This window comes from Embleya sp. AB8 (assembly GCF_049739465.1).
Lineage (GTDB): Bacteria > Actinomycetota > Actinomycetes > Streptomycetales > Streptomycetaceae > Embleya.
Genome location: NZ_JBMHHY010000012.1, coordinates 216,599 through 238,065, shown reverse-complemented (window position 1 = coordinate 238,065; position 21,467 = coordinate 216,599). Strand labels below are relative to the sequence as shown.

General features: G+C 71.0%; 22 protein-coding genes. 10 read left to right on the top strand and 12 right to left on the bottom strand.

Annotated features, from left to right (window positions below; translation table 11 throughout):
* Nucleotides 1–20 precede the first annotated feature (20 nt).
* Complete coding sequence (locus tag ABIA38_RS19685; RefSeq protein WP_424639994.1) at nucleotides 21–893, top strand: hypothetical protein; 873 nt, start codon at nucleotides 21–23, stop codon at nucleotides 891–893.
* Between the two features lie 319 nt (nucleotides 894–1,212).
* Here the strand turns inward: ABIA38_RS19685 and ABIA38_RS19680 are convergent, their stop codons facing one another.
* On the bottom strand, nucleotides 1,213–1,542 hold the full coding sequence (locus ABIA38_RS19680; protein ID WP_424639993.1) for a metal-sensitive transcriptional regulator: 330 nt from the start codon (nucleotides 1,540–1,542) through the stop codon (nucleotides 1,213–1,215).
* Between the two features lie 506 nt (nucleotides 1,543–2,048).
* On the opposite strand from ABIA38_RS19680, the gene ABIA38_RS19675 reads away from it, so the two are divergent.
* Nucleotides 2,049–2,669: a DUF47 domain-containing protein gene (locus ABIA38_RS19675; protein WP_020552276.1), complete on the top strand. Its 621-nt coding sequence runs from the start codon at nucleotides 2,049–2,051 to the stop codon at nucleotides 2,667–2,669.
* A 4-nt stretch (nucleotides 2,670–2,673) separates the two neighbouring features.
* The gene (locus ABIA38_RS19670; protein ID WP_424639992.1) at nucleotides 2,674–3,669 is read left to right on the top strand and encodes an anion permease; all 996 of its coding nucleotides are present in this window, start codon (nucleotides 2,674–2,676) and stop codon (nucleotides 3,667–3,669) included.
* Nucleotides 3,670–3,821: 152 nt separating this feature from the next.
* Here ABIA38_RS19670 and pstB read toward each other — a convergent pair whose 3' ends face one another.
* The 10 genes from pstB to ABIA38_RS19620 all read right to left on the bottom strand — a co-directional run bounded on the left by pstB (nucleotide 3,822) and on the right by ABIA38_RS19620 (nucleotide 15,106).
* Complete coding sequence (gene pstB / locus ABIA38_RS19665; RefSeq protein ID WP_424639991.1) at nucleotides 3,822–4,598, bottom strand: phosphate ABC transporter ATP-binding protein PstB; 777 nt, start codon at nucleotides 4,596–4,598, stop codon at nucleotides 3,822–3,824.
* Between the two features lie 65 nt (nucleotides 4,599–4,663).
* Nucleotides 4,664–5,764 carry a phosphate ABC transporter permease PstA gene (gene pstA / locus ABIA38_RS19660; RefSeq protein ID WP_424639990.1) on the bottom strand — a complete coding sequence of 367 codons (1,101 nt, stop codon included), beginning with the start codon at nucleotides 5,762–5,764 and terminating at the stop codon, nucleotides 4,664–4,666.
* The gene (gene pstC, locus ABIA38_RS19655; RefSeq protein WP_424639989.1) at nucleotides 5,761–6,759 is read right to left on the bottom strand and encodes a phosphate ABC transporter permease subunit PstC; all 999 of its coding nucleotides are present in this window, start codon (nucleotides 6,757–6,759) and stop codon (nucleotides 5,761–5,763) included. Before pstC ends, pstA begins: the two co-directional genes overlap by 4 nt.
* 37 nt (nucleotides 6,760–6,796) lie before the next feature.
* Complete coding sequence (gene pstS, locus ABIA38_RS19650) at nucleotides 6,797–7,939, bottom strand: phosphate ABC transporter substrate-binding protein PstS (RefSeq protein WP_424639988.1); 1,143 nt, start codon at nucleotides 7,937–7,939, stop codon at nucleotides 6,797–6,799.
* A gap of 288 nt (nucleotides 7,940–8,227) precedes the next feature.
* Nucleotides 8,228–9,043, bottom strand: a complete 816-nt coding sequence (locus ABIA38_RS19645; protein ID WP_424639987.1) for an NUDIX hydrolase — start codon at nucleotides 9,041–9,043, stop codon at nucleotides 8,228–8,230.
* Nucleotides 9,036–10,019 carry a CHAD domain-containing protein gene (locus ABIA38_RS19640; protein WP_424639986.1) on the bottom strand — a complete coding sequence of 328 codons (984 nt, stop codon included), beginning with the start codon at nucleotides 10,017–10,019 and terminating at the stop codon, nucleotides 9,036–9,038. The genes ABIA38_RS19645 and ABIA38_RS19640 overlap by 8 nt, the downstream gene beginning before the upstream one ends.
* Nucleotides 10,006–12,183 carry an RNA degradosome polyphosphate kinase gene (locus tag ABIA38_RS19635; protein WP_424639985.1) on the bottom strand — a complete coding sequence of 726 codons (2,178 nt, stop codon included), beginning with the start codon at nucleotides 12,181–12,183 and terminating at the stop codon, nucleotides 10,006–10,008. The genes ABIA38_RS19640 and ABIA38_RS19635 overlap by 14 nt, the downstream gene beginning before the upstream one ends.
* A gap of 84 nt (nucleotides 12,184–12,267) precedes the next feature.
* The gene (mshD, locus tag ABIA38_RS19630) at nucleotides 12,268–13,209 is read right to left on the bottom strand and encodes a mycothiol synthase (RefSeq protein ID WP_424639984.1); all 942 of its coding nucleotides are present in this window, start codon (nucleotides 13,207–13,209) and stop codon (nucleotides 12,268–12,270) included.
* 27 nt (nucleotides 13,210–13,236) lie between these two features.
* The gene (locus ABIA38_RS19625) at nucleotides 13,237–14,256 is read right to left on the bottom strand and encodes a LacI family DNA-binding transcriptional regulator (RefSeq protein ID WP_424639983.1); all 1,020 of its coding nucleotides are present in this window, start codon (nucleotides 14,254–14,256) and stop codon (nucleotides 13,237–13,239) included.
* Nucleotides 14,257–14,392: 136 nt separating this feature from the next.
* The gene (locus ABIA38_RS19620; RefSeq protein ID WP_424639982.1) at nucleotides 14,393–15,106 is read right to left on the bottom strand and encodes a winged helix-turn-helix domain-containing protein; all 714 of its coding nucleotides are present in this window, start codon (nucleotides 15,104–15,106) and stop codon (nucleotides 14,393–14,395) included.
* 430 nt (nucleotides 15,107–15,536) lie between these two features.
* Between ABIA38_RS19620 and ABIA38_RS19615 the strand changes: the two genes are divergently transcribed.
* From ABIA38_RS19615 to ABIA38_RS19585, 7 genes are all read left to right on the top strand, one after another.
* A complete protein-coding gene (locus tag ABIA38_RS19615) occupies nucleotides 15,537–15,797 on the top strand; it encodes a MoaD/ThiS family protein (protein ID WP_424639981.1) in 261 nt (86 codons plus the stop codon).
* Complete coding sequence (locus tag ABIA38_RS19610) at nucleotides 15,794–17,299, top strand: hypothetical protein (RefSeq protein WP_424639980.1); 1,506 nt, start codon at nucleotides 15,794–15,796, stop codon at nucleotides 17,297–17,299. The genes ABIA38_RS19615 and ABIA38_RS19610 overlap by 4 nt, the downstream gene beginning before the upstream one ends.
* 227 nt (nucleotides 17,300–17,526) lie before the next feature.
* A complete protein-coding gene (locus tag ABIA38_RS19605; protein WP_424640065.1) occupies nucleotides 17,527–18,066 on the top strand; it encodes a sigma-70 family RNA polymerase sigma factor in 540 nt (179 codons plus the stop codon).
* Complete coding sequence (locus ABIA38_RS19600; protein ID WP_424639979.1) at nucleotides 18,063–18,917, top strand: anti-sigma factor family protein; 855 nt, start codon at nucleotides 18,063–18,065, stop codon at nucleotides 18,915–18,917. The genes ABIA38_RS19605 and ABIA38_RS19600 overlap by 4 nt, the downstream gene beginning before the upstream one ends.
* A gap of 430 nt (nucleotides 18,918–19,347) precedes the next feature.
* The gene (locus tag ABIA38_RS19595; protein WP_424639978.1) at nucleotides 19,348–20,187 is read left to right on the top strand and encodes a sulfurtransferase; all 840 of its coding nucleotides are present in this window, start codon (nucleotides 19,348–19,350) and stop codon (nucleotides 20,185–20,187) included.
* A 39-nt stretch (nucleotides 20,188–20,226) separates the two neighbouring features.
* Complete coding sequence (locus tag ABIA38_RS19590; protein WP_020552259.1) at nucleotides 20,227–20,520, top strand: DUF1416 domain-containing protein; 294 nt, start codon at nucleotides 20,227–20,229, stop codon at nucleotides 20,518–20,520.
* Nucleotides 20,521–20,737: 217 nt separating this feature from the next.
* A complete protein-coding gene (locus tag ABIA38_RS19585; protein WP_424639977.1) occupies nucleotides 20,738–21,061 on the top strand; it encodes a DMT family transporter in 324 nt (107 codons plus the stop codon).
* A gap of 19 nt (nucleotides 21,062–21,080) precedes the next feature.
* Here ABIA38_RS19585 and ABIA38_RS19580 read toward each other — a convergent pair whose 3' ends face one another.
* Entirely contained in the window at nucleotides 21,081–21,443 is a 363-nt protein-coding gene (locus ABIA38_RS19580; RefSeq protein WP_424639976.1) for a DsrE family protein, read from the bottom strand.
* Nucleotides 21,444–21,467: the final 24 nt, after the last annotated feature.

Here is a 21,467-nt window from a genome sequence, read left to right as displayed (position 1 = left end):
AGCATCCCGGGAGAGCCCACATGTTGGTCCGCACCGCGCTCACGAGTGCCTGCTGCGCCCTCGTCCTGGTCGGGGTCACCGGTTGTCAGGGCGACGACGCGCAACCCCAGGGCGCCCCGGTCAAGGGCAGCGGCCCCGCACCGACCGGCCCGTCCGCGGCGGTCCTGGCGGTGCGCAAGGCCGCCGACGTCACCTCCGGCGCGAAGAGTTCGCGCACCCGCACCACGATGACCATGCTGAACGACAACCGCACGGTCAAGCTCACCGGGCAGGGCATGTTCGACTATGTCCGACACATCGGCTCGCTCACCGTGGACACCCCCAAGGACTCCGGGATCGCCGGCCCGCTCCAGGAGATCCTCACCCCCCAGGCGCTCTACATGAAGAACGGCTCGCCCGGCGTCCCCAAGGACAAGTGGGTGCGCCTGGCGATCGACGGACTGGCCGACGGCAACCTGGTCAGCGGCGGCGGCACCGACCCGGGCACGTCCTTCGAGATACTGCGTGGGGTCAACGACGACGTGGTCCTGGTGGGCACCGAGAAACTCGGTCCGGACACCGTGCGGCACTACAAGGGCACCCTGGACATCCGCAAGGCGCACGACCTGACCCCGCCGGAGGTGCGCGGCCCGCTGGCCGCCGCGCTCAAGACCTTCGACGGCGCGCCGATCCCGTTCGACGCCTACCTCGACGACGCCGGTCGACTGCGCAGGGTCGAGGAGTCGTTCGCGTTCGTGATGGGCCCCGACGAGGGCAAGGCCGGGCCGACCGCGAAGGTGCTCTCCGCCGCCGAGTTGTACGACTTCGGCGTCGTGGTCGACGTCAAGCCGCCCGAGGCCAAGGACGTATACGTGACGCCGAGCCCGTCCGGGGCGCCCGCCGGGCGCGGCTGAGTCACTCCCGCGGAGTCGTTCCGGGCGGTTCCCATATGACCCAGGCGTGCCATGTCCGCGCCGCGGCGCCACCCCTACGCTGGATGGGCCGAGTCCGGCCGGGGTGCGCACGAGGGGGTGATGTGGGTGTCACGGTTCTCCGATCGTCGCGTGCACGACCACGTCGTCCTCGACGAGATCGAACTCTACGGCGACCTGATGATCGCGGCGTCGGCCAGCGAGGGCCCGTTGACCCAGGCCCAGATCGACGCCGTGCTCGGGCTCGCGGGCGGTTGGGGGACGGGGACCCATACCCGGGCCGGCCCCCGTCGCCGCGGCCTCAGGAGCGCACCAGGCGTGCGATCGCCTGGGACGCCTCCTTGACCTTTTCGTCCGCTTCGGGGCCGCCCTTTTCCACCGCGTTCGCGACGCAGTGCGCGAGATGTTCCTCGAGCAGGCTGAGTGCGAAGGACTGCAGTGCCTTCGTCGCCGCCGAGACCTGGGTGAGGATGTCGATGCAGTATTCGTCCTCGGAGACCATCCGCTGCAGGCCGCGGATCTGTCCCTCGACCCGCCGCAGCCGCTTGAGGTGCTCGTCCTTGCGCCCGCTGTAACCGTGCCCCGCGCCGGGCGTCGCCTTCGTCTCCGGCGTCCGCGGATCCTGTTCCACCGTCGTCTCCCGTATCTCTGCGGCCGTATCCCGTGTCGTCCATGGCCCGATCGGGTGACCGTCCACGGCTTCGAATTTACCCCCGGGGGGTATATCCGGCAAGCGCTTCCCGTGCTCCGCCAACCGTTTTGCTCGCCCGAGCGCGACCTTCGTTTCGTCCGTGTCGCGCACCGAATGCGACCCGTTCGTCCACTCGATCCGCGCACTCGGCGTCCGCGCGCCGGCCCGTCGGCCGATTCGCGGATCCGGTTCGTGTGATGTGGACGACATGGATCGAGGGTAGGCCGCTCTGTCACTCGAATGGGGCTCGGGCCCATACTCTGGCCGTGTGACGGGCGTCCTCGACGGCGGACCGGGCGGTTCCGCATGCCCGTTCGTCGCTGTGTGCGTGTGTCTCATTACCGCCGGGTACGGTCGGGGTTCGCCTGGACTCCCCGGTTTGCGTGCAGGACCGCAAGAGCGCCTAGCATCGACGCCGACCACTTTCATTATCCCGGAGACCTCAAGTGCGATTGCGTCTGACCCCCAGGGAGACGAGCTTCTACGACATGTTCGCCGCAGCGGCGAGCAACCTGGTCACCGCATCCAAGCTCCTCACGGAGTTGCTCGGCGCAGAGGTCTCCGCTCGTCCGGAGATCGCCGAACGGATGCGCGCGGCCGAGCATGCCGGTGACGACACCACGCATGCGATCATGCGCCAGCTCAACGCCTCCTTCATCACGCCGTTCGACCGCGAGGACATCTACGCCCTCGCGTCGCAACTCGACGACGTCATGGACTACATGGAAGAGGCCGTCGACCTGGTCGTGCTGTATCAGCTCGACGAACTCCCCCCGCAGGTCGCGGACCAGATCGAGGTGCTCGTCCGGGCCTCGGAACTGACCGCCGAGGCGATGCCCCGGCTGCGCACGATGAAGGACCTGACCGAGTACTGGATCGAGATCAACCGCCTGGAGAACCAGGCCGACCAGATCCACCGCAAGCTCCTCGCCCACCTGTTCAGCGGGGCCTACGACGCGCTGACGGTGCTCAAGCTCAAGGGCATCGTCGACGTGCTCGAAGAGGCCGCCGACGGTTTCGAGCACGTGGCGAACACGGTCGAGACGATCGCCGTCAAGGAGTCCTGACCCAGTGGAACTCACTGGTCTGATCATCGTCATCGGCGTCGCGCTCTTCTTCACCTACACCAACGGCTTCCACGACTCGGCCAACGCCATCGCCACATCGGTGTCCACCCGGGCGCTGACCCCGCGGGCGGCGCTGGCCATGGCCGCGGTGATGAACCTCGCGGGCGCCTTCCTCGGCGAAGGCGTCGCCAAGACCGTCAGCGAAGGGCTGATCGCCACCCCCGAAGGCCATCAAGGTCTGGTCATCCTGTTCGCGGCGCTGGTCGGCGCGATCTTCTGGAACCTGCTGACCTGGTACTTCGGACTGCCCTCGTCCTCCTCGCACGCGCTGTTCGGTGGCCTGGTCGGCGCCGCGCTCGCGGGCTCCAGCACCGTCTACTGGAGCGGGGTGATCGAAAAGGTCGTCATCCCGATGTTCCTGTCGCCCGTGGTCGGCCTGGTCGCCGGCTATCTGGTGATGGTCGGGATCATCTGGCTGTTCCGTAAGTCCAACCCGCACAAGGCAAAGCGCGGTTTCCGGCTGGCCCAGACCGTCTCGGCGGCCGGCATGGCGCTCGGGCACGGTATCCAGGACGCCCAGAAGACGATGGGCATCGTGGTGATGGCGCTGGTGATCAGCGGTCATCACGAGGGCAACGACATCCCGGTGTGGGTCAAGCTCGCCTGCGCGATCACCCTGTCCCTGGGCACCTACGCGGGTGGCTGGCGAATCATGCGCACCCTCGGTCGCAAGATCATCGAGCTGGACCCGCCGCAGGGCTTCGCGGCCGAGACCACGGCCGCGTCCATCCTGTACACCTCGGCCTACGTGTTCAAGGCGCCGATCTCCACGACGCACGTCATCACTTCGGCGATCATGGGCGTGGGCGCGACCAAGCGGGTCAAGGCGGTCCGCTGGGGAGTGGCCAAGAACATCCTGATCGGCTGGTTCACCACGATGCCGGCCGCGGCCCTGGTCGCCGCGGGCACCTACTGGATCTCCCACCTGATCGTGGGCTGAGCCGACCGGGCGCCGCGTACGTAATGCAGGACGCACGGGGCACCCGCGGCACGAACGCGCGGATAACGCGCATAACGAACGAGAGGGCCCACACCCGTCCCGGTGTGGGCCCTCTCGCGTGTCCATCTCGGCGCTCCGTCGACTCGTGCGGCTCAGCCGAACCGGCCGGCGATGTAGTCCGCCGTGGATTCCTGGGTCGGCGCGGAGAAGATCGTCTCGGTGTCGCCGATCTCCACCAGCTTGCCGGGCTGACCGGGCCCGGCCAGGTTGAAGAACGCGGTCTTGTCCGAGACCCGCGCGGCCTGCTGCATGTTGTGCGTGACGATGACGATCGTGTACCGCTCCTTGAGCAGCGCGATCAGGTCCTCGATGGCCAGCGTGGAGATCGGGTCGAGCGCCGAGCAGGGCTCGTCCATCAGCAACACCTGCGGCTCGACCGCGATCGCGCGCGCGATGCAAAGCCGCTGCTGCTGCCCGCCGGACAGGCCCGCGCCGGGCTTGTTCAGCCGGTCCTTGACCTCGGTCCACAGGTTCGCGCCGCGCAGCGAGCGCTCCACGATCGCGTCCAGGTCGCCCTTGCGCTTGATCCCGGCGAGCTTGAGTCCGGCGGCGACGTTGTCGTAGATCGACATGGTCGGGAACGGGTTGGGCCGCTGGAACACCATGCCGACCGTGCGGCGCACCGCGACCGGGTCGATCTCGCTGCCGTACAGGTCCTGCCCGTCGAGCGAGACCGAGCCGTCGACCGAGGCGCCCGGGATCAGCTCGTGCATCCGGTTCAGGGTGCGGATGAAGGTGGACTTGCCGCAGCCGGAGGGACCGATGAAGGCCGTGACCGAACGCGGCTCCATGGTCATCGAGATGTCCTCGACGGCCTTGTGCGAGCCGTAGTAGGCGTTGAGTCCGGCAACTTCGATGCGCTTGGTCATTCCTGCCTCTGGATCGGTGCGGATGTCGGAGCCGCGGTCGGCCGTTCGGGTCGTGGTCGTGGCCTTCATCGGCCCGCCTTCGGTGCCTTCCAGCGGGCGATCAGCCGCGCCGCCAGGTTCAGCAGCATCACGATGATGATCAGCGTCAGTGCCGCGGCCCAGGCCCGGTCCTCGGCGAACTGGTTGCCGGCGTGGTTCTGGTCGTAGATGTAGAGCGGCAGCGCCGACTGCCAACCCGAGAACGGGTCGGTGTTGATCGACTGGGTGAGCCCGACCAGCAGCAGCAACGGCGCGGTCTCGCCGATCACTCGGGCGATGGAGAGCATCACGCCGGTGATGATGCCGCCGAACGCGGTGGGCAGCACCACCTTGAGCACGGTGCGCCACATCGGGATGCCGAGCGCCAGGCTGGCCTCGCGCAACTCGTTCGGGACCAGCTTGAGCATCTCCTCGGCGGAGCGCACCACCGTCGGCAACATCAGGATCATCAGCGCCAGCGACCCGGCGAAGCCGGAGGCCTCGAAGCCGAGCATCATGATCCAGAAGGCGTAGATGAACAGGCCCGCCACGATGGACGGCAGGCCGGTCATCACGTCGACGAAGAAGGTCACCGTCTTGGCCAGCCGGCCGCGCCCGTACTCGACCAGGTAGATCGCGGTGAGCAGGCCGATCGGCACCGCGATCAGGGTGGCCAGGCCGACCTGCTCCAGGGTGCCGATGATCGCGTGGTAGATGCCGCCGGTGTTGTCCCGGGCACCCACGCCGCGCATCGAGTGGGACAGGAAGTACGGCGAGAGTTTGTCGTAGCCGCGCTGGATGGTGTACGTGAGCAGCGAGACCAGCGGCACCACGGCGAGCACGAACGAGGTGCAGATCAGACTGGTGGCGAACCGGTCCCGGGCCCGGCGCGCGTCCTCGAAGCGCCAGGAGACGCCGGACAGTACGGCGATGAACACCACGCCCGCCAGGAAGACCGCGAGTGCCCAGTTGTCCACGGCCAGTTCGAGGAGGACGGTCAGCGCCAGCGCGCCGCCGCCGATCGCCCACGGCACCTGTCGCGGCAGGGTGCGGCGGGTCAGCGAGACCGCGCGCGGATCCGGCAGGCCGCCTTGGGCGGCGTCCGCGCCGATGCCCGGGCGCTTGTCGCCCGTGTCGAGGACGGTCATGAGTTCGCTCCCGAGAACGCCTTGCGCCGGTTGATGACGACGCGCGCGGCGCCGTTGACGAGCAGCGTCATGACGAACAGCACCAGGCCGGAGGCGATCAGCGCGCCGCGCCCGATCTCGCCGGACTCACCGAACTGGTTCGCGATGTTCGCCGCGATGGTGTTGTTGCCCGGGTCCAGGATGTGGATCGAGACGTCGAAGCTGGGGGAGAGCACCATCGCCACCGCGATGGTCTCGCCGACCGCGCGGCCCAGGCCGAGCATCGAGGCGCTGATGATGCCGGGCTTGCCGTAGGGCAGCACCGCGATCCGGATCATCTCCCAGCGGGTCGCGCCGAGCGCGAGCGCGGCCTCCTCGTGGGCGCGGGGCACCTGGAGGAAGACCTCCCGGGTGACCGCCGCGATGATCGGCAGGATCATGATGGCCAGCACGATGCCGGCGGTGAACAGCGTGCGGGCGGTGACGCCGGGCTGCTGCTTGTCGAAGATCGGGATCCAGCCGAGGTAGTCGGACAGCCACGAGTGCAGCCCGAGCAGCTTGGGGGCCAGGAAGATGTAGCTCCACAGGCCGTAGACCACGCTGGGCACCGCGGCCAGCAGGTCGATGATGTAGCCGAGCGGCTGGGCGATCCGCCGGGGGGCGTAGTGCGTGATGAACAGCGCCACCCCCACCGCGACCGGCACCGCGATGACCATCGCGAGGCCCGCGCTGACAACCGTGCCGAACACGAGGGTGACGACGCCGAAGACGGGCTTCGCCGCGTTCGGGTCCCAGCCCTGGTCGGTCAGGAAGTTGCCCTGGTTCTTCGACAGTGCGTCCGTCGCCTTGACCACGAGGAAGATCGCGATCGCGGCCATGATGGCCAGCAGGCTGATGCCGGCGCCGGTGGAGGCACCGGAGAAGATCCGGTCGCCGAGCCGAACCTTGGCGCGCTTGGCCGCGGGTGCGGCCCTGCGCTCCGGTTCCGGCGGTGCGGTGGGGGTGGTGGTGGACATCTCTCTCCGTACGAGTCGGTCGCTCAGCGGGCTCGGACTAGGACAGACCGGCCACGGCGGCGCGAACCTTGTCCGCGATCGTCGTCGGAAGCGGCGCGTAGCCGATGTTCTTCAGGACGTTCTGGCCCTCGACACTGGAGGTGTAGGTGAGGAAGGACTTCATCAGCGGCAGCTTGTCCGCGGGGGTGCCCTTCTCGCAGACGATCTCATACGTGACCAGGATGATCGGGTAGGCGCCCTCGGCCTTGGTCGCGTAGTCGAGGCTCAGCTTCAGGTCGTTGCCGGTGCCGGCGATCTTGGCCGCCTCGACGGCCTTGCCCGCGGATTCCGGGGTGAGCTTGACCGGAGCCGACGCGCCCGTGTTGATCTGCGCGATGCCCAGGCCGGAGTTCTCCGCGTAGGACTGCTCCATGTAGCTGATGCCGCCGCTCGTCTGCTTGACGATCGCGGCGACGCCCTCGCTGCCCTTGGCACCCTGACCGCCCGGGGCCTTCCAGTCCTGGGCCGAGTCGAAGGTCCAGTCGGCGCCGGCCGCGGCCTTGAGGTACTTGGTGAAGTTCTCGGTGGTGCCGGAGGCCTCGGAGCGGTGCACGGTCTGGATCGCGGTCCCGGGCAGCTGCGCGTTCGGGTTCAGCGCCTTGATCTCGGGGGCGTCCCACTTGGTGATCTTGCCGGAGAAGATCTCGGCGATCGTCTTCGCGTCCAGGACCAGGTCCTTGACGCTGGAGAGGTTGTACGACACCGCGATCGGACCGGTCACCATGGGCAGGTTGATCGCCTGGCCGGGGGCGCACGCGGCGCCGGCCTTGGCGACCTCTTCCGGCTTGAGCGCCGAGTCGGAGCCGGCGAAGGTGATCTGCTTGTCGAAGAACGACTGCCGGCCGGTGCCCGAGCCGGAGGACGCGTAGTCGATCGAGGCGCCGGAACACTTGGCCTGGTAGGCCTTGATCCACTCGTCGATCGCGTTCTTCTGGGCGCTGGACCCGGCGAAGGCCATCTTGCCGGTCCCACAGTCACCCTTGGGCGCCTCGGCGCCGGGGGCGGACGCGGCCTTCGTCGACTTGTTGTCGCCACTCGAGCTGTTGTCGTCGGAGCCACACGCGGCCAGCGTGAGCGCGCCGGCGAGTGCCAGGCCGGTGAAGCCGATACCGCGACGGACACTGCGGGGCCGAATGGTCACGGCGCTCCCTTTCGATCGAACTCTGCTCGTGGTGCGACGACCCGAGTGGTCGCCGTCATCCACGAAGTTAGGCCGTGAGAATGAAGCGATCCGCCGCGGAAAGTGAACCGAGGGTGAACTTGAACGGTCGAGTCAGATAAGCCGACTGCTGGATGAATTGTCCGCCCATGTAGTCATTTACCGCCCGTGAACTGCGGCTTTGTGGCGTCGACGGATTGCCGTTCACTCTGCGTTCAGAAAAGCGCGGGATGACGTTACGTAAACCGTGATCACCGCTTGACCAAGTGCTCAGCTTCCCGTCGGGTAGGGGGCGTAGCGGCCGACGGCCACCACCCGACCCGCCCAGGCGTGCAATACGGCGAACTCGCCGGGCAACAACGGCTCCGCCGCCAACCGGGCGGTAAACACTTCGGGGGCGGCAGTCGTCAGGTCCGGAACGGGCGTACACAGCAGCGTCGGTCGGCCGCCGCGCACCGCCTCGGCCACCGAGCGGGCGTCCGGATACACCCGCGCCCCCGCCGCCGCCACGTACGGCGCCACCGTCGCGGCGGCGGCCGGATCCGCGCAGCCGTGCACCTCGACGGGTCCGAACGCGGCCAGCATCGGCACCAGGTCCGCGGCGAACGCCGGGCTCGCGCGCAACACCAGGACCGGCACGGTCGCGGGCGACGGCCCGGCCGTGAACGCCTCGATCAACGACGCGGTGTAGTCCGGGGTCCCGCTGCGCGCCGCGGCCTCCTCCGGCGCGCCCCACCACATCCGGTCCACCTCGTGATTGGCGACGAACGCGCCGGCCACCGCCTCGGCGGTCCAGTAGCGGTTGATCTTGAGCCGCTCGCCGGAGTGGATCGGATAGCTGCGCACGCCCAACTCGCGCCCGAGCACCGCCCGATAGCCGGTCTCCTCGGCGATCTCACGCACCGCGGCCACCACCGCGGGTTCCCCCGGCGCCAACTTGCCCTTGGGGAAGGACCAGTCGTCGTAGCGCGGCCGGTGCACCAGCGCCACCCGCACGCCCTCCGGCGACCGGCGCCACAACACCCCACCCGCGGCGAGCACCGGATCGTGCCCGGCGCGCGCCGCTCCTGGTGGCGGGTCATCCATCGAGCCACGACCTGGCGTCGGGAGCGTAGGCGTTCGGCCAGACCCGGGTGAACGCGTAGCGCTGCGCGGTGGCCACCCGCCGCTCGTGCGCGTACAACTCGCCCAGCACGAAGGCGGCCGGCCCGCCCACCCGCGGCCCGGCCGCCAACGCGCCGACCGCCTCGGCCGCGATCGTGGCGTCCTGGTGCACGCCGAGCACCTCGGTCACCGCCTTGAGCCGCCGGGCCAGTCGGGCGGCCGGCGGGCCGAACGCGGGCACGCACATGTCGGCCGCGTAGCGGGCCCGCTTGGCCAGGATCCGCACCCGGTGCCACGCCGCGTCGTCGGTCCCCGCGTACGGGGTGAACCCGGTGTCGTCGGCCGGGTAGGGCACGCCCGCCGCGACCAGCGGCAGCGCGTCGGCGGCCCGATCGAGCCGGCGCAGCGTCCTGGCGACCAGCCTGGGCACCACCTCGGCGCCCGGCGCGGCGGCCCGCTCGGTGAAGGTCAGGCCGAGCGAGGGGGCGACCAGGTCGGTGGACAGCGTGGCGAACAGCTCCGATCCGAGCGCGGCGCGGGCCCGATCCCGGCCGGTGCCCAACTCGCCGCGCAGCCGGCGGCCCACCAGCGCCCGGGCCCGGGCCGAGCCGGGGCGCTCCGGCAGCGCGTCCAGATCGGTGAGCAGACGCTCCAGGAGCACCTCGGCGTCCCGTTCGCCGGCCAGCGCGTCGGCGGCCTCGCGCAGTAGGCCGCGCAGCCGGCCGGCGGGTTCGGGGTCGAGCAGCGGCGCGCACGTGGCCAGCGCGCTGCGGATGCGCCTGGCGGCCACCCGCGCGTTGTGCGCCGCCTCCTCCTCGCCCGCGCCGAGCCGGGGCAGCTCGTCGATGAACGCGCCCGCCTCGCCGACCAGATGGGCGAGCAGGATGGCCCCGGCCGAGGTGTCCTCGGCCGCCGCGCGCGGCTTGGGAACGGTCGTCGCCTGCTTACTCCGGCCCACGTCTGCGCCTCCGGGTCTCGATGAGGTGCTCCTGCACGTCCCGAAGCCGGCTGCCGTCGGCGGCGATCGCGTGCCTGGTCCAGGTACCGTCCCGGTCCAGATGCCAGGACGCGGTCTCCGCGCTCATCCCCAGGTCCATGAAGGACGTCGTCTCGTCGCGGTGTCGATCGCCGCGCAACCGCACCGCCGCCTCGACCCGGCGGTCCAGGTTGCGATGCATCAGGTCGGCGCTGCCGATCCACACCTCGGGTTCGCCGCCGCCGGCGAACACCCACACCCTGGAGTGTTCCAAAAATCGCCCGAGAATACTGCGTACTCGAATGGTCTCGGACAGACCGGGAACGCCCGGTCGCAGTGCGCAGATGCCGCGGATCCACAGATCGACCGGCACCCCGGCCTGCGACGCGCGATACAGCGCGTCGATCACCAGCTCGTCCACCAGCGAGTTCGACTTCAGCCGGACATAGGCCGGCAGGCCCTGCTCGTGGTTGGCGGTCTCCCGCTCGATCCGCTCGATCAATCCGTTGCGCAGCGAGTGCGGCGCGACGAGCAGGCGCCGAAACGATTGCGCGCGCGAGTAGCCGGAGAGCCGGTTGAACAGGTTCGACATGTCCTCGCCGACCTGCGGGTCGGCGGTGAGCAGGCCCAGGTCCTCGTAGAGCCGGGCGGTCTTGGGGTTGTAGTTGCCGGTGCCGATGTGGCTGTAGCGGCGCAGCACGTCGCCCTCCTGGCGGACCACCAGGCACAGCTTGGAGTGTGTCTTCAGGCCCACCACGCCGTGCACCACATGGCAGCCGGCCTGCTCCAGCTTGCGCGCCCAGGTGATGTTGGCGTGCTCGTCGAAGCGGGCCTTGAGCTCGACCAGGACCAGCACCTGCTTGCCCGACTCGGCCGCGTCCACCAGCGCGTCCACGATCGGCGAGTCGCCGGAGGTGCGGTAGAGCGTCTGCTTGATGGCCAGCACGTGTGGATCGGCCGCGGCCTGCTCCAGGAAGGCCTGGACCGAGGTGGCGAACGAGTCGTAGGGGTGGTGCACCAGGATGTCCCGCTTGCGCATCGCCGCGAACACGTCGGCGGCCTGTGCGGTCTCCACCTCGGCCAGGTCGCGGTGGGTGCCCGCGACGAAGCGGCCGAACTTGAGCTCGGGCCGGTCCAGGTCGGCGATCGCGTGCAGCCCGGTCAGGTCCAGCGGTCCGGGCAGCGGGTAGACCTCCTTCTCGCCCACGCCCAGCTCGCGCACCAGCAGGTCGAGCACGTGCGGGTCGATGCTCTCCTCGACCTCGAGCCGCACCGGCGGCCCGAACCGGCGGCGCATCAGCTCCCGCTCCAGCGCCTGGAGCAGGTTCTCCGCGTCGTCCTCCTCGACCTCCAGGTCCTCGTTGCGGGTGACCCGGAACGCGTGGTGGCCGAGTACGTCCATGCCCGGGAACAGGTCGCCGAGGAACTCGGCGATCACCTCCTCCAGCGGCACGAAGCGGGCCGGCGAGGTCTCCACGAAGCGCGGCAGCAGCGGCGGCACCTTGACCCGGGCGAAGTGCTCGTTGCCCGAGCGCGGGTTGCGCACGATCACGGCCAGGTTCAGCGACAGGCCGGAGATGTACGGGAACGGGTGCGCCGGGTCCACCGCCAGCGGGGTGAGCACCGGGAAGACCCGCTCGCGAAAGAGCGCGTAGAGCGACTGGCGCTCGCCGTCGGTCAACTCGTCGAAGCGCAGGAGTTGGATGTCCGCCTCGCCGAGCGCGGGCAGCACGTCGTGGTGGAAGCACGTCGAATGCCGGGCCATCAGCGCGCGGCTGCGCGACCAGATGTTCTCCAGCACCTCGCGCGGCTGGAGGCCGCTGGCCGCGCGCACCGCGAGGCCGGTGGCGATCCGGCGCTTGAGACCGGCCACCCGGACCATGAAGAACTCGTCCAGATTGGACGCGAAGATGGCCAGATAGCGCGCTCGTTCGAGCAGCGGGGTGCTCGGATCCTCGGCCAGTTCGAGGACCCGCTCGTTGAACGCCAGCCAGCTCCCCTCGCGGTCCAGGAACCGGTCCGGGGGCAGCTCGGACTCCGGTTCGGGTGGCACCGCGGCCACCGGGACCCGGCCGCCGGCCTGCGCGGGCGGTACGGCCACGGTCAGGTGTCGGGAGGATCGCGCGGCGGGGGTCTCGGCGTTCATCGGACCATTGTCTTTTCGCGACGGTCTATGTGCACCTGTGCGAAGCGAACCCGAAACAGATGTTCGCCAGGTTTCACACCGTGTTCAGCGTCGGTACATCACATCGATCGTATGCACACGAAAGCCCAGACGGGTATAGACCTTGACCGCGGCCCGGTTGTCCTCGTCCACATAAAGCAGGATTTCGGCCAGGGGAGCGCCGTCGACCGTGCGCTCGGCCAGATGCCGCAGACCCACCGAGGTGAGCAGCGCGCCGAGCCCGCGACCCTGGGCCGCCGGGTCGACGCCGACCACGTACACCTCGCCCAGCGGGCCGGAGTCCGCGGTCGCGGGGTGCGTCTTGGTCCAGTGGTAGCCGAGCAGCGCGCCGGTGTCCGCGTCCTCGGCCAGGAAGAAACCGGCCGGGTCGAACCACGGCTCGGCGAAGCGGCGGCGCAGGTCGTCCTCGGTCCACGCGCCCTGCTCGGGGTGGTGTGCGAAGGCCTTCGCGTTGAGCGCCAGCCAGGCCGCGTCGTCCGCGCCCGGCCGGAAGGTGCGCAGCCGCACGTCGGCACGCGGGGCGAGCTCGGGCACCGGGGTGTCGGCCGCGCGGCGCATCTGCCACAGCTCACGGAACGCGGTCAGCTCGAGCGCCGCGGCCAACCGCTCGGCCGCCGGCAGCTTGCCGTGCGCCCACACCCGCAGCCGGCCGCCCTCGTCCACGCGCGCGGCCTCGGCCAGGAGCGCCTCGAGCAACGCCCGACCCAGGCCCGCGCCGCGCGCGGCCGGCGCGACGAACAGTTCGGCGGCGGGGCCGTCCACCTCGTCCGCGCCGTCCAGATGCGCGAAACCGACGATCCCGGTGCCGGCCCGGGCGATCAGCTCACGGGCGGCGGGCGCCCCGTGTCGCAGCTCCAGGCGGGACTGCTCGGACAGCGGCACGGCGCCGTCCACCCGTGCCGCCGCCTCGGCCAGGGCCAGTACGGCCGCGGCATCCTCCGTCGAGGCCCGATTCACCGTCTCGATCGACACATCCGCGAGGTCCATGGGCCCACGCTACCGAGCCGCCCGCGGTCAGCCGCAGCCGCAGCTGCGGCGGACCACCAGCGTGGAGGGGAAGGTACGCACCCGCGGGTCGCCGGCTGCGGCCGGTTCGCGCTCCAGGGCCAGTTCGACCGCGGCCCGCGCCATGCCGGGCCGGTCCGAGGTCACCGTGGTCAGCGGCGGGTCGGCGATGGCCGCCTCGGCGATGTCGTCGAAGCCGACCACCGCGAGTTCGTCCGGCACCCGCACGCCGACCTCGCGGGCCGCGTGCAGGACACCCATCGCCTGGTCGTCGGTCGAGCAGAACAGCGCCCCGGGCCGATCCGGCCCGGTCAGCAGCGAGCGCGCGACCTGATAGGCGCCGAACCGGCCGAACGGCGCCTCGTGCAGCAGGCCGTCGGTGGGCAACCCGCGCTCGGCCATCGCCCGCCGCCAGCCGGTGACGTGGTCGGTGACCGGGTCGCCGGAGTCCGGCGTGGTGGGCGGCCCGCCCAGGCAGTCCACCCGGGTGAGGCCGTGCACGTCGAGCAGGTGGCGGACCGCGGTGTAGGCGCCCTGTACGTCGTCCAGGATGACCGCGTCGCCGCCCAGCGCATCGGGCTGACGGTGCATCAGTACCACCCGCACATCCCGGGTGGCGATCTCGCGCGCGGCGCGTTCCGAGGGACCTTGGCTGACCAGCACCAGGCCGGACACCTGCATGCCCAGGAAGGCCCGTACATAGTGCAGTTCGCGGTCGTCCTCGTAATCGGAGTTGCCGATCAGCACCAGGCGACCCTGTTCGAAGGCGGCCTGTTCGACGGTGTGCGCGAGTTCGGCGAAGAAGGGCTGGCGGGCGTCGGGCAACACCAGGCCGATCAGGTTGGTACGGCGGCTGGCCATCGCCTGGGCCACACTGTCGGGCCGGTAGCCCAGCTTGTCTATCGCGGCGAGCACACGCTCGCGCGTCGCCGGAGCGACCGGGCGCGGGCCGTTGTTGACGACGTAGGAGACCACCGCGGTGGAGGTCCCCGCCAGGCGGGCGACATCGTCGCGGGTCACTTTGGGCACGCGGTCATTGTAGGGACGAGGATCGGCGCGGCTCACGGGAGTTCGCAACCCGGACGCGAGCCGGGGACGGTCCTCCGCGTTGCTCCGGAAAAGTCTGTTTTGTGCGATGGGGTAAGGGATATGACGCCCCGTCGGCTCAGCCGCGCTCGGCGAGGGCGGGCTCCCCGAGACCCCGGTCCGGTACCACGAAGCGATAGCCGACGTTGCGCACGGTGCCGATCAACGACTCGTGCTCGGGCCCGAGTTTGGCCCGCAGCCGACGTACGTGCACATCCACCGTGCGGGTGCCGCCGAAGTAGTCGTAGCCCCACACCTCCTGCAACAGCTGGGCCCGGGTGAACACCCGACCCGGGTGCTGCGCGAGGTACTTGATCAGCTCGAACTCCTTGAACGTCAGGTCCAGCACCCGGCCGCGCAACTTCGCACTGTAGGTGGCCTCGTCGATGCTCAGATCGCCGTTGCGGATCTCGGTGGGCTCGTCCTCCGCGCCCTGGGCGGCCTGCAGCCGGCCGATCGCAAGCCGCAGTCGGGCCTCGACCTCGGCGGGTCCCGCGGTGTCCAGGAGGACGTCGTCCACCCCCCAGTCCGCGGTCAGCGCGGCCAGACCGCCCTCGGTGGCCACCAGGATCAGCGGGGCGCCGACCCCGGTGGTCCGCAGCACCCTGCACAGACTGCGCACCTGGGGGAGATCACGTCGACCGTCGACCAGGATGACGTCCGCGGCGGGCGCGTCGACCAGGGCGGAGGCCTCCGCCGGGGCCACGCGTACCTGGTGCAGCAGCAGGCCGAGAGCGGGCAGCACCTCGGCCGACGGCTGGAGCGCGTTCGTGAGCAGCAGCAGGGCACTCAACGGGACACCTCCCAAAACAGGCACGAAAACACGAAAGGACCCGGGGCATCGTCGCCCGGATCCTCATTGGTCGCCGACTCGTCCGAAGCCGTAACCGTTCGGGAGCCACTGCCGGGGTCCGTTGGGGTCCGTCCGTCTTCGTCGTGAGCCTGCGGGGTCAGGATAGCGAACATGTCATCAGGAACCGACCTACCCGGGGATCTTCCCGCACTGCGGACACCCCGGGGCCCGGCTTTCACCGGAATGCCTGCACCCGAGCAGGCCGGGCGCCGCGGTTTCACCGGATCGGGGCGGGCGCACACCCAAGGGTGATCCGCGCGCCGGGCGGACCGAAGGGCGCGCCGTGAGGCGTCATCATGGATCCTGCACTGCTTCGGGGCCGCCGGCGCCGAAGCCGTACACCTGACACGGATACACGGGAGGGCACGCGATGGCGGTCGGCACCATGCGGTACTGGGCCGCGGCGAAGGAGGCCGCGGGCACGCCGGAGGAGCCGTACGACGCGGCCACCCTCGCCGAGGCCCTGCGCCGGGCCCGGGAGCGGCACGGCGACTCGACCCGCTTCGGCGCGGTCGTCGCGAACTGCTCGTTCGTCGTGGACGGCGATCCGGTGGGTCGGCGCGACCATGCGGCGATCACCCTGACCGAGGGCGGCACCGTCGAGGTGCTGCCCCCCTTCGCCGGCGGATGAGCGGCCGGCGCGGTCGCCCGGCGGGCGACCGATACGAGGAGCCGGGCGGCTACGACCCGACCGCCGGCCGGCCGGGCGAGCAGCTCGAGCACGGCTACCCGGCGCAGCCGTACGGCACGCCGCCGGTCGAGGCCTACGGCGGCGGGCCCGAGCAGGCGCAGTACGCGCAGCCGACGGAGTACGGCGGCTACGGATATCCGCCGGAGCAGTACCGGGAGCAGTATCAAGAGCAGTACGGGCAGCCGTACGCCGACCCGCAGGCGTACCCGAACACGCAGCCGTACGCGGACCCGAACGCGCCGGCCGCCGGCTACGGCCGGGCGGATGCGACGAACGTGTTGCCCGCGTTCGCCGACCAGCGACAGGACGGCTACGGCGGCTACGAGGGCGCCACCGATGTGATGCCCGCGATCACGGACGCGGGTCCCCAGGGCTACGGCTACGACGGCGCCACCGATGTGATGCCGGCGATCACGGACGCGGGTCCCCAGGGCTACGGCTACGACGGCGCGACCGATGTGATGCCCGCGATCGTGGACGCCGGGTCGGCCGACGGGGCCGAGCACACCGTCGACTACGGCTCGGCGGACCTCGATTCGGGGTATCCGGACGCGCCGAGCACCGACTACGACCACACCTCGGGCGCCGAACCGGACCCGGGCTCCGCTGCCGAGCCGGGTGTCGTGCTCGCCAAGGTGCCCGCCCCGCGGCGGGGCGACTCGCCGACCCGGGCGGCGCGCTCGGCCCGGACGCCGATCTGGGACCCGCCGGGCTTCCTGCCCGCACTGCTCACGGTCGGCCTCGCCGCAGTGCTCGCGGTGACCGCGATCGCCGGGAAGCCCGCCCTCGTGCTCGGCGTCGCGTTCCTTCAAGTGCTCACCGCCGTCGGCTGGTTCCGGCTCAACGGCATGTGGCCCGCGCGCCAGGGCATCGCCCTGGTCGTGGTCGCCGCGTTCGGCACCGATGCCGCGGTCTACGCCAAGGGCCAGCAGGGCCTGGCGAGCGTGCCCGCCGTGCTGGCCGGCGCGCTGCTGCTGAGCGTGCTGCTCCAGGCCCGCAGCGGGGCCCGGCCGGGCGAGTTGTTGCCCGCGCTCACCGTGACCACGTCCGCGGCGCTGATCACCGCGTTCGACGTCGCCTACCTGGTCGCCGGCGAACTGTCGGGCGGGCCGATCGACGCCGGCGCGGCGGTGGTCGGCGCGGCGCTCGCGGCCGGGGTGGCGACGCTGGTCCGGGCCGTGCCGCTGCCGGATACGATCGCGCCGATCCCGTCCTGGCTGCTCGGCACCGCAGCCGGTGCGGCCGGCGGTGTCGCGCTCGGCGGGGAGGCGCCCTACGCCGCACTGCTCGGCGCCGGGGCCGCGGCACTCGGGCTGCTCGGCCGACGGATCGCCGGCTACGACCATCCGTCCAGGTTCGTCCACTTCACCGCCGGTGTGTCCCTGCCGCTCGCGCTGGCCGCGCCCGCCGCGTATCTGCTGGGCCGGGTCATGATCGGCTGATTAGCTGTGCGGCGGCGACGTCGCCACGGAAGGATGCGGCCATGCCGTGGATACGCCGCCGGTCCCGCTCCGGGACGCGGGATGAACCGCCGGACCCGCTCGCTCGTGAAGCGGGTGTGCTGCAACGCTCGGAGCTGCTCGGCGTCGAGGCGCAGGCGGACCCCGGAGCGGCCCGCGCGTTCCTCGCGCAACCCGCTTCCGGAGCCGACCGACCCGCCGCCGACCCGCTGCACTCCGCATCTCGAATATCCACCGCCGACGAGGCGGTCATCCGGGCGCTCTACCTCGAACACGGCGGCCCGCTCCTGGGCTTCGCACTGCGCCTGACCGGCGGCGATCGGGCCTGGGCCGAGGACGTGGTGCAGGAGACGCTGCTGCGTGCCTGGCGCCACCCCGAGGCGCTCGACCCGGGCCGGGGCTCGGTCCGGGCCTGGTTGTGCACGGTGGCCCGCAACGTGGTGATCGACATCGGCCGGGCCCGCCGGGCCAGGCCGCCGGAGACCGGCGACGCGGCGCTCGCGGCGGTACCCGACGAGGGCGCCGAGGCCGAGTTCGACCGGGCCGTGCTCGCGTGGGACGTCGCCGACGCGATGGCCGCGCTGAGTCCCGAACACCGGGCCGTGCTCCTGGAGACCTACTACCGGGGCAGTTCGGTGGCGGACGCCGCCAAGGCCCTGGGGGTGCCCGAGGGCACGGTGAAATCCCGTACGTACTACGCGCTGCGAGCGCTGCGCGTGGCCCTGGAGGAAAGGGGGTTGGTCCCGTGACGGACACCGGGGACGAGAACGCGGCGACGAACGGCACCACTCCCGACCCGGATCCGGCGCCGCCGCCGAAGCCGGCCGGACCGCCGGTCCGGCTCGGCTGCGCCGTGGCGCGCCTGGACCTGGGCGCGTTCGTGGTCGGCGCGCTGGACGAGGCCGAGACCGCCCGGATCCGGCAGCACGTCGCGACCTGCCCGCGCTGCCGGGCCGAGTACGACGAACTGGCCGGGCTGCCCGCGCTGCTCGCCCGGCTGACCGAGGCCGAGGCCGCGGCGAGCGGCACGGCGGTGGGTGGGACCCCGCCCGCCCGGCTGCTGTCCGCCGCGGCCGGGCGCGCCGAGCGAGGCCGGCGACTGCGCAACCTGACGGCCGCCGCGGCGGCGGTCCTGGTGCTGCTGGCCGGGCTCACCGGCTGGGCGCTCGGCGATTCCGGCGGCAGCCACGAGAGCACCGCCGCGCCGTCGAGCAGTGGGCCGCCCCCGCCGCCGGCGTCGGTGTCCCCGGCCGCCCGGGAGCCGGGGACACCGGCCGTGCCGCCGGGCGCGCGTACCGTCCGGGCGGACGATCCGCGCTCCGGCGCGGGGGCCGAACTGCGCTACGCCGCGACCGCGTGGGGCAGCAGCGTCGACGTGTCGCTGTCCGGCATCCGACCCGGCACCCGTTGCCAGTTGGACGTCCACGGGACCAGGGGCCGGATCGAGACGGCGTCCTCGTGGGTGGTCCCCGGCGGCGAGTACGGCGCCGACCCGATCCGCGGCGCGACCGGCATCCCGGCCGGCGAGATCACCCGGTTCACCGTCAAGACCGTCGGCGACGGCCAACAATTGCTGGACATCGTGCTCGGCCAACCCTGACAAATCCGGGCCAATTGTCCGCCCATCCCAATGGGCGGACAATTTTGTCTCACATCCTGAGCCATGCATGACACGGCGGTCATCCGTACCTACGATCGGCATTGTGAAGCGACAGGCGGACGACCTCACCAAGCGGCGCGCAGTGGACCTGTGCCGCACGCAGACCTGCCTGTGTTGCGCTGACTGACCTGCCGACAGTCGTCTGATCGGCGAGCCGCCCCGGGCGGCTCGCGACCGACCGTCGGCCCCGGGATCCCGAACCGTGTGACGACGCGGCGAAACGGGCACCCGGCCCCCGGGCGACGAACCCCCGAAACACCCTCACCCCCGCATGCGGCGGCGCCGTGGCATGCCCGGGTGTACCCGAAACCGCGTACACGTTCCCTGTGAACCCCCGCGAATCCGCGCTCTTTTGCACCGGAGGTATCCCATGAGCCGCTCCGACGTTCTGGTAGACGCCGACTGGGTCCAGGCCCACCTGGACGACCCGAAGGTGGTCCTGGTCGAGGTCGACGAGGACACCAGCGCCTACGCCAAGAACCACATCCGGGGTGCGGTGCGCATCGACTGGCGCGACGACCTCCAGGACCCGATCAAGCGCGACTTCGTCGACGAGGCCGGCTTCTCCGCGCTGCTGTCCGCCAAGGGCATCGCCAACGACGACACCGTGGTGCTCTACGGCGGCAACAACAACTGGTTCGCGTCCTACGCCTACTGGTACTTCAAGCTCTACGGCCACGGCGACGTCAAGCTGCTCGACGGCGGTCGCAAGAAGTGGGAGCTGGACTCGCGCGAGCTGGTCGTCGAGGTGCCCGAGCGCGCCGCGACCGAGTACGTGGCCCAGGACCAGGACAAGAGCATCCGCGCCTGGCGCGACGACGTGCTCGCCGCGATCGGCACGCTGAACCTGGTCGACGTGCGCTCGCCCGACGAGTTCTCCGGCAAGCTGCTCGCCCCGGCGCACCTGCCCCAGGAGCAGTCGCAGAAGGCCGGCCACGTGCCGACCGCGAAGAACATCCCGTGGTCGAAGGCCGCCAACGACGACGGCACCTTCAAGACCAACGAGGAGCTCACCGCGCTCTACGAGGGCGAGGGTGTGGACCTGGCTAAGGACACCATCGCCTACTGCCGGATCGGCGAGCGCTCGGCGCACACGTGGTTCGTCCTGCACGAGCTGCTCGAGCAGGGCAACGTGCGCAACTACGACGGCTCGTGGACCGAGTACGGCGCGCTGGTCGGCGTGCCGATCGAGCTCGGCGACGGCAAGTGACCGACGGCTACCCCAACCCGAGTTCAGGGAGCAGTAACGATGTGCGGTGCGAAGGCCGGCGGCCCGGATCTGGCAGGAGTTGACGTGGCGAAGGAAACCATCATTCAGGGGGCGGTGACCAAGGGCGGGCAGCCGATCAACGGTTACGTGCGCCTGCTCGACGCGGGTGGCGACTTCACCGCCGAGGTGCCCACGTCCGCGACCGGCCAGTTCCGGTTCTTCGCGGCCCCGGGCAACTGGACCGTACGGGCGCTCGTCCCGGGCGCGACCGTGGACCGCAGCGTGGTGGTGTCCGAGAAGGGCACCGTCGCCGAGGTCGAGATCGCGGTCTGACACTCCGACGGGCCGGGTCTCCTTCGGACGTACACCAACGGACCCCGCGACCTGATCGGCGCACCACGGCTCCGCCCCTCCCCACGTGCTCGGGGGAGGGGCGGAGCCGCGTGGGTGTGTGCCCGTCGTCGCCGGGGCAGAAAGGTTTCCGTATCTTCGGTGGATCAGCTCGACAGATCGGCGCACCGCAGGCAGGGCGCCCCCTCGGGAGGCAAACGTGGCATGGGCGATAATCGTCATCGCGGGAATCCTGGAGACCGGATTCGCCATCATGCTCAAGCAGAGTCACGGATTCACCCGGTTGTGGCCCACCATCGGATTCGCCGTGTGCGCGCTCGGCAGCTTCGGGCTGCTCACCTACGCGCTCAAGTCCCTGGAGGTCGGCCCGGCGTACGCGGTGTGGACCGGGATCGGCGCGGCGGGCACCGCGCTGGTCGGCATCTGGTTGCTCGACGAGGGCTCTTCACCGCTCAAGCTGATCTCGATCGGCCTGGTCCTGCTCGGGGTGATCGGCCTGAACATCTCCGGGATAAGCCACTGACCCCGGCTCGGGCGGCGGTTCAGTAGACGAGTGCCTGCGCGTCGTCGGCGAGTGCCTCCTGGACGAACACCTGGGCGCCCGCGATCCGGATCCCGGGCAACACGTCCGCCCCGGTGATCTCCCGACGGGCCGCGCACTGTGTGCACAACGTCACCCGGCCGCCCGCGATCAGCGCGTCCAGCAGGTCCGACAGCGGCGGCGCGTGCGGGAGTTCGAACTCGGCGGCGCGCCCGGGCAGCGCGAACCAGGACGACTCGCCGGTCAACCACAGCGACACCTCCACCCCCGACGCGAGCGCCACCGAGGCGACGGTGAACGCCTGGGAGCAGCGCTCCGGCGCGTCCTGACCTGCGGTGACCTTGACCACGAGAGATCGCTTCACGGCCCGCAGCCTATACACTGAGGC

What these genes read in the sequence shown, in the direction of transcription:
- ABIA38_RS19685 (WP_424639994.1), top strand. Translation starts at nt 21, where the DNA reads ATGTTGGTCCGCACCGCGCTCACGAGTGCCTGCTGCGCCCTCGTCCTG.
- pstB (WP_424639991.1), bottom strand. Translation starts at nt 4,598, where the DNA reads ATGACCAAGCGCATCGAAGTTGCCGGACTCAACGCCTACTACGGCTCG.
- pstA (WP_424639990.1), bottom strand. Translation starts at nt 5,764, where the DNA reads ATGACCGTCCTCGACACGGGCGACAAGCGCCCGGGCATCGGCGCGGAC.
- pstC (WP_424639989.1), bottom strand. Translation starts at nt 6,759, where the DNA reads ATGTCCACCACCACCCCCACCGCACCGCCGGAACCGGAGCGCAGGGCC.
- ABIA38_RS19645 (WP_424639987.1), bottom strand. Translation starts at nt 9,043, where the DNA reads ATGGATGACCCGCCACCAGGAGCGGCGCGCGCCGGGCACGATCCGGTG.
- ABIA38_RS19635 (WP_424639985.1), bottom strand. Translation starts at nt 12,183, where the DNA reads ATGAACGCCGAGACCCCCGCCGCGCGATCCTCCCGACACCTGACCGTG.
- mshD (WP_424639984.1), bottom strand. Translation starts at nt 13,209, where the DNA reads ATGGACCTCGCGGATGTGTCGATCGAGACGGTGAATCGGGCCTCGACG.
- ABIA38_RS19615 (WP_424639981.1), top strand. Translation starts at nt 15,537, where the DNA reads ATGGCGGTCGGCACCATGCGGTACTGGGCCGCGGCGAAGGAGGCCGCG.
- ABIA38_RS19610 (WP_424639980.1), top strand. Translation starts at nt 15,794, where the DNA reads ATGAGCGGCCGGCGCGGTCGCCCGGCGGGCGACCGATACGAGGAGCCG.
- ABIA38_RS19595 (WP_424639978.1), top strand. Translation starts at nt 19,348, where the DNA reads ATGAGCCGCTCCGACGTTCTGGTAGACGCCGACTGGGTCCAGGCCCAC.
- ABIA38_RS19590 (WP_020552259.1), top strand. Translation starts at nt 20,227, where the DNA reads ATGTGCGGTGCGAAGGCCGGCGGCCCGGATCTGGCAGGAGTTGACGTG.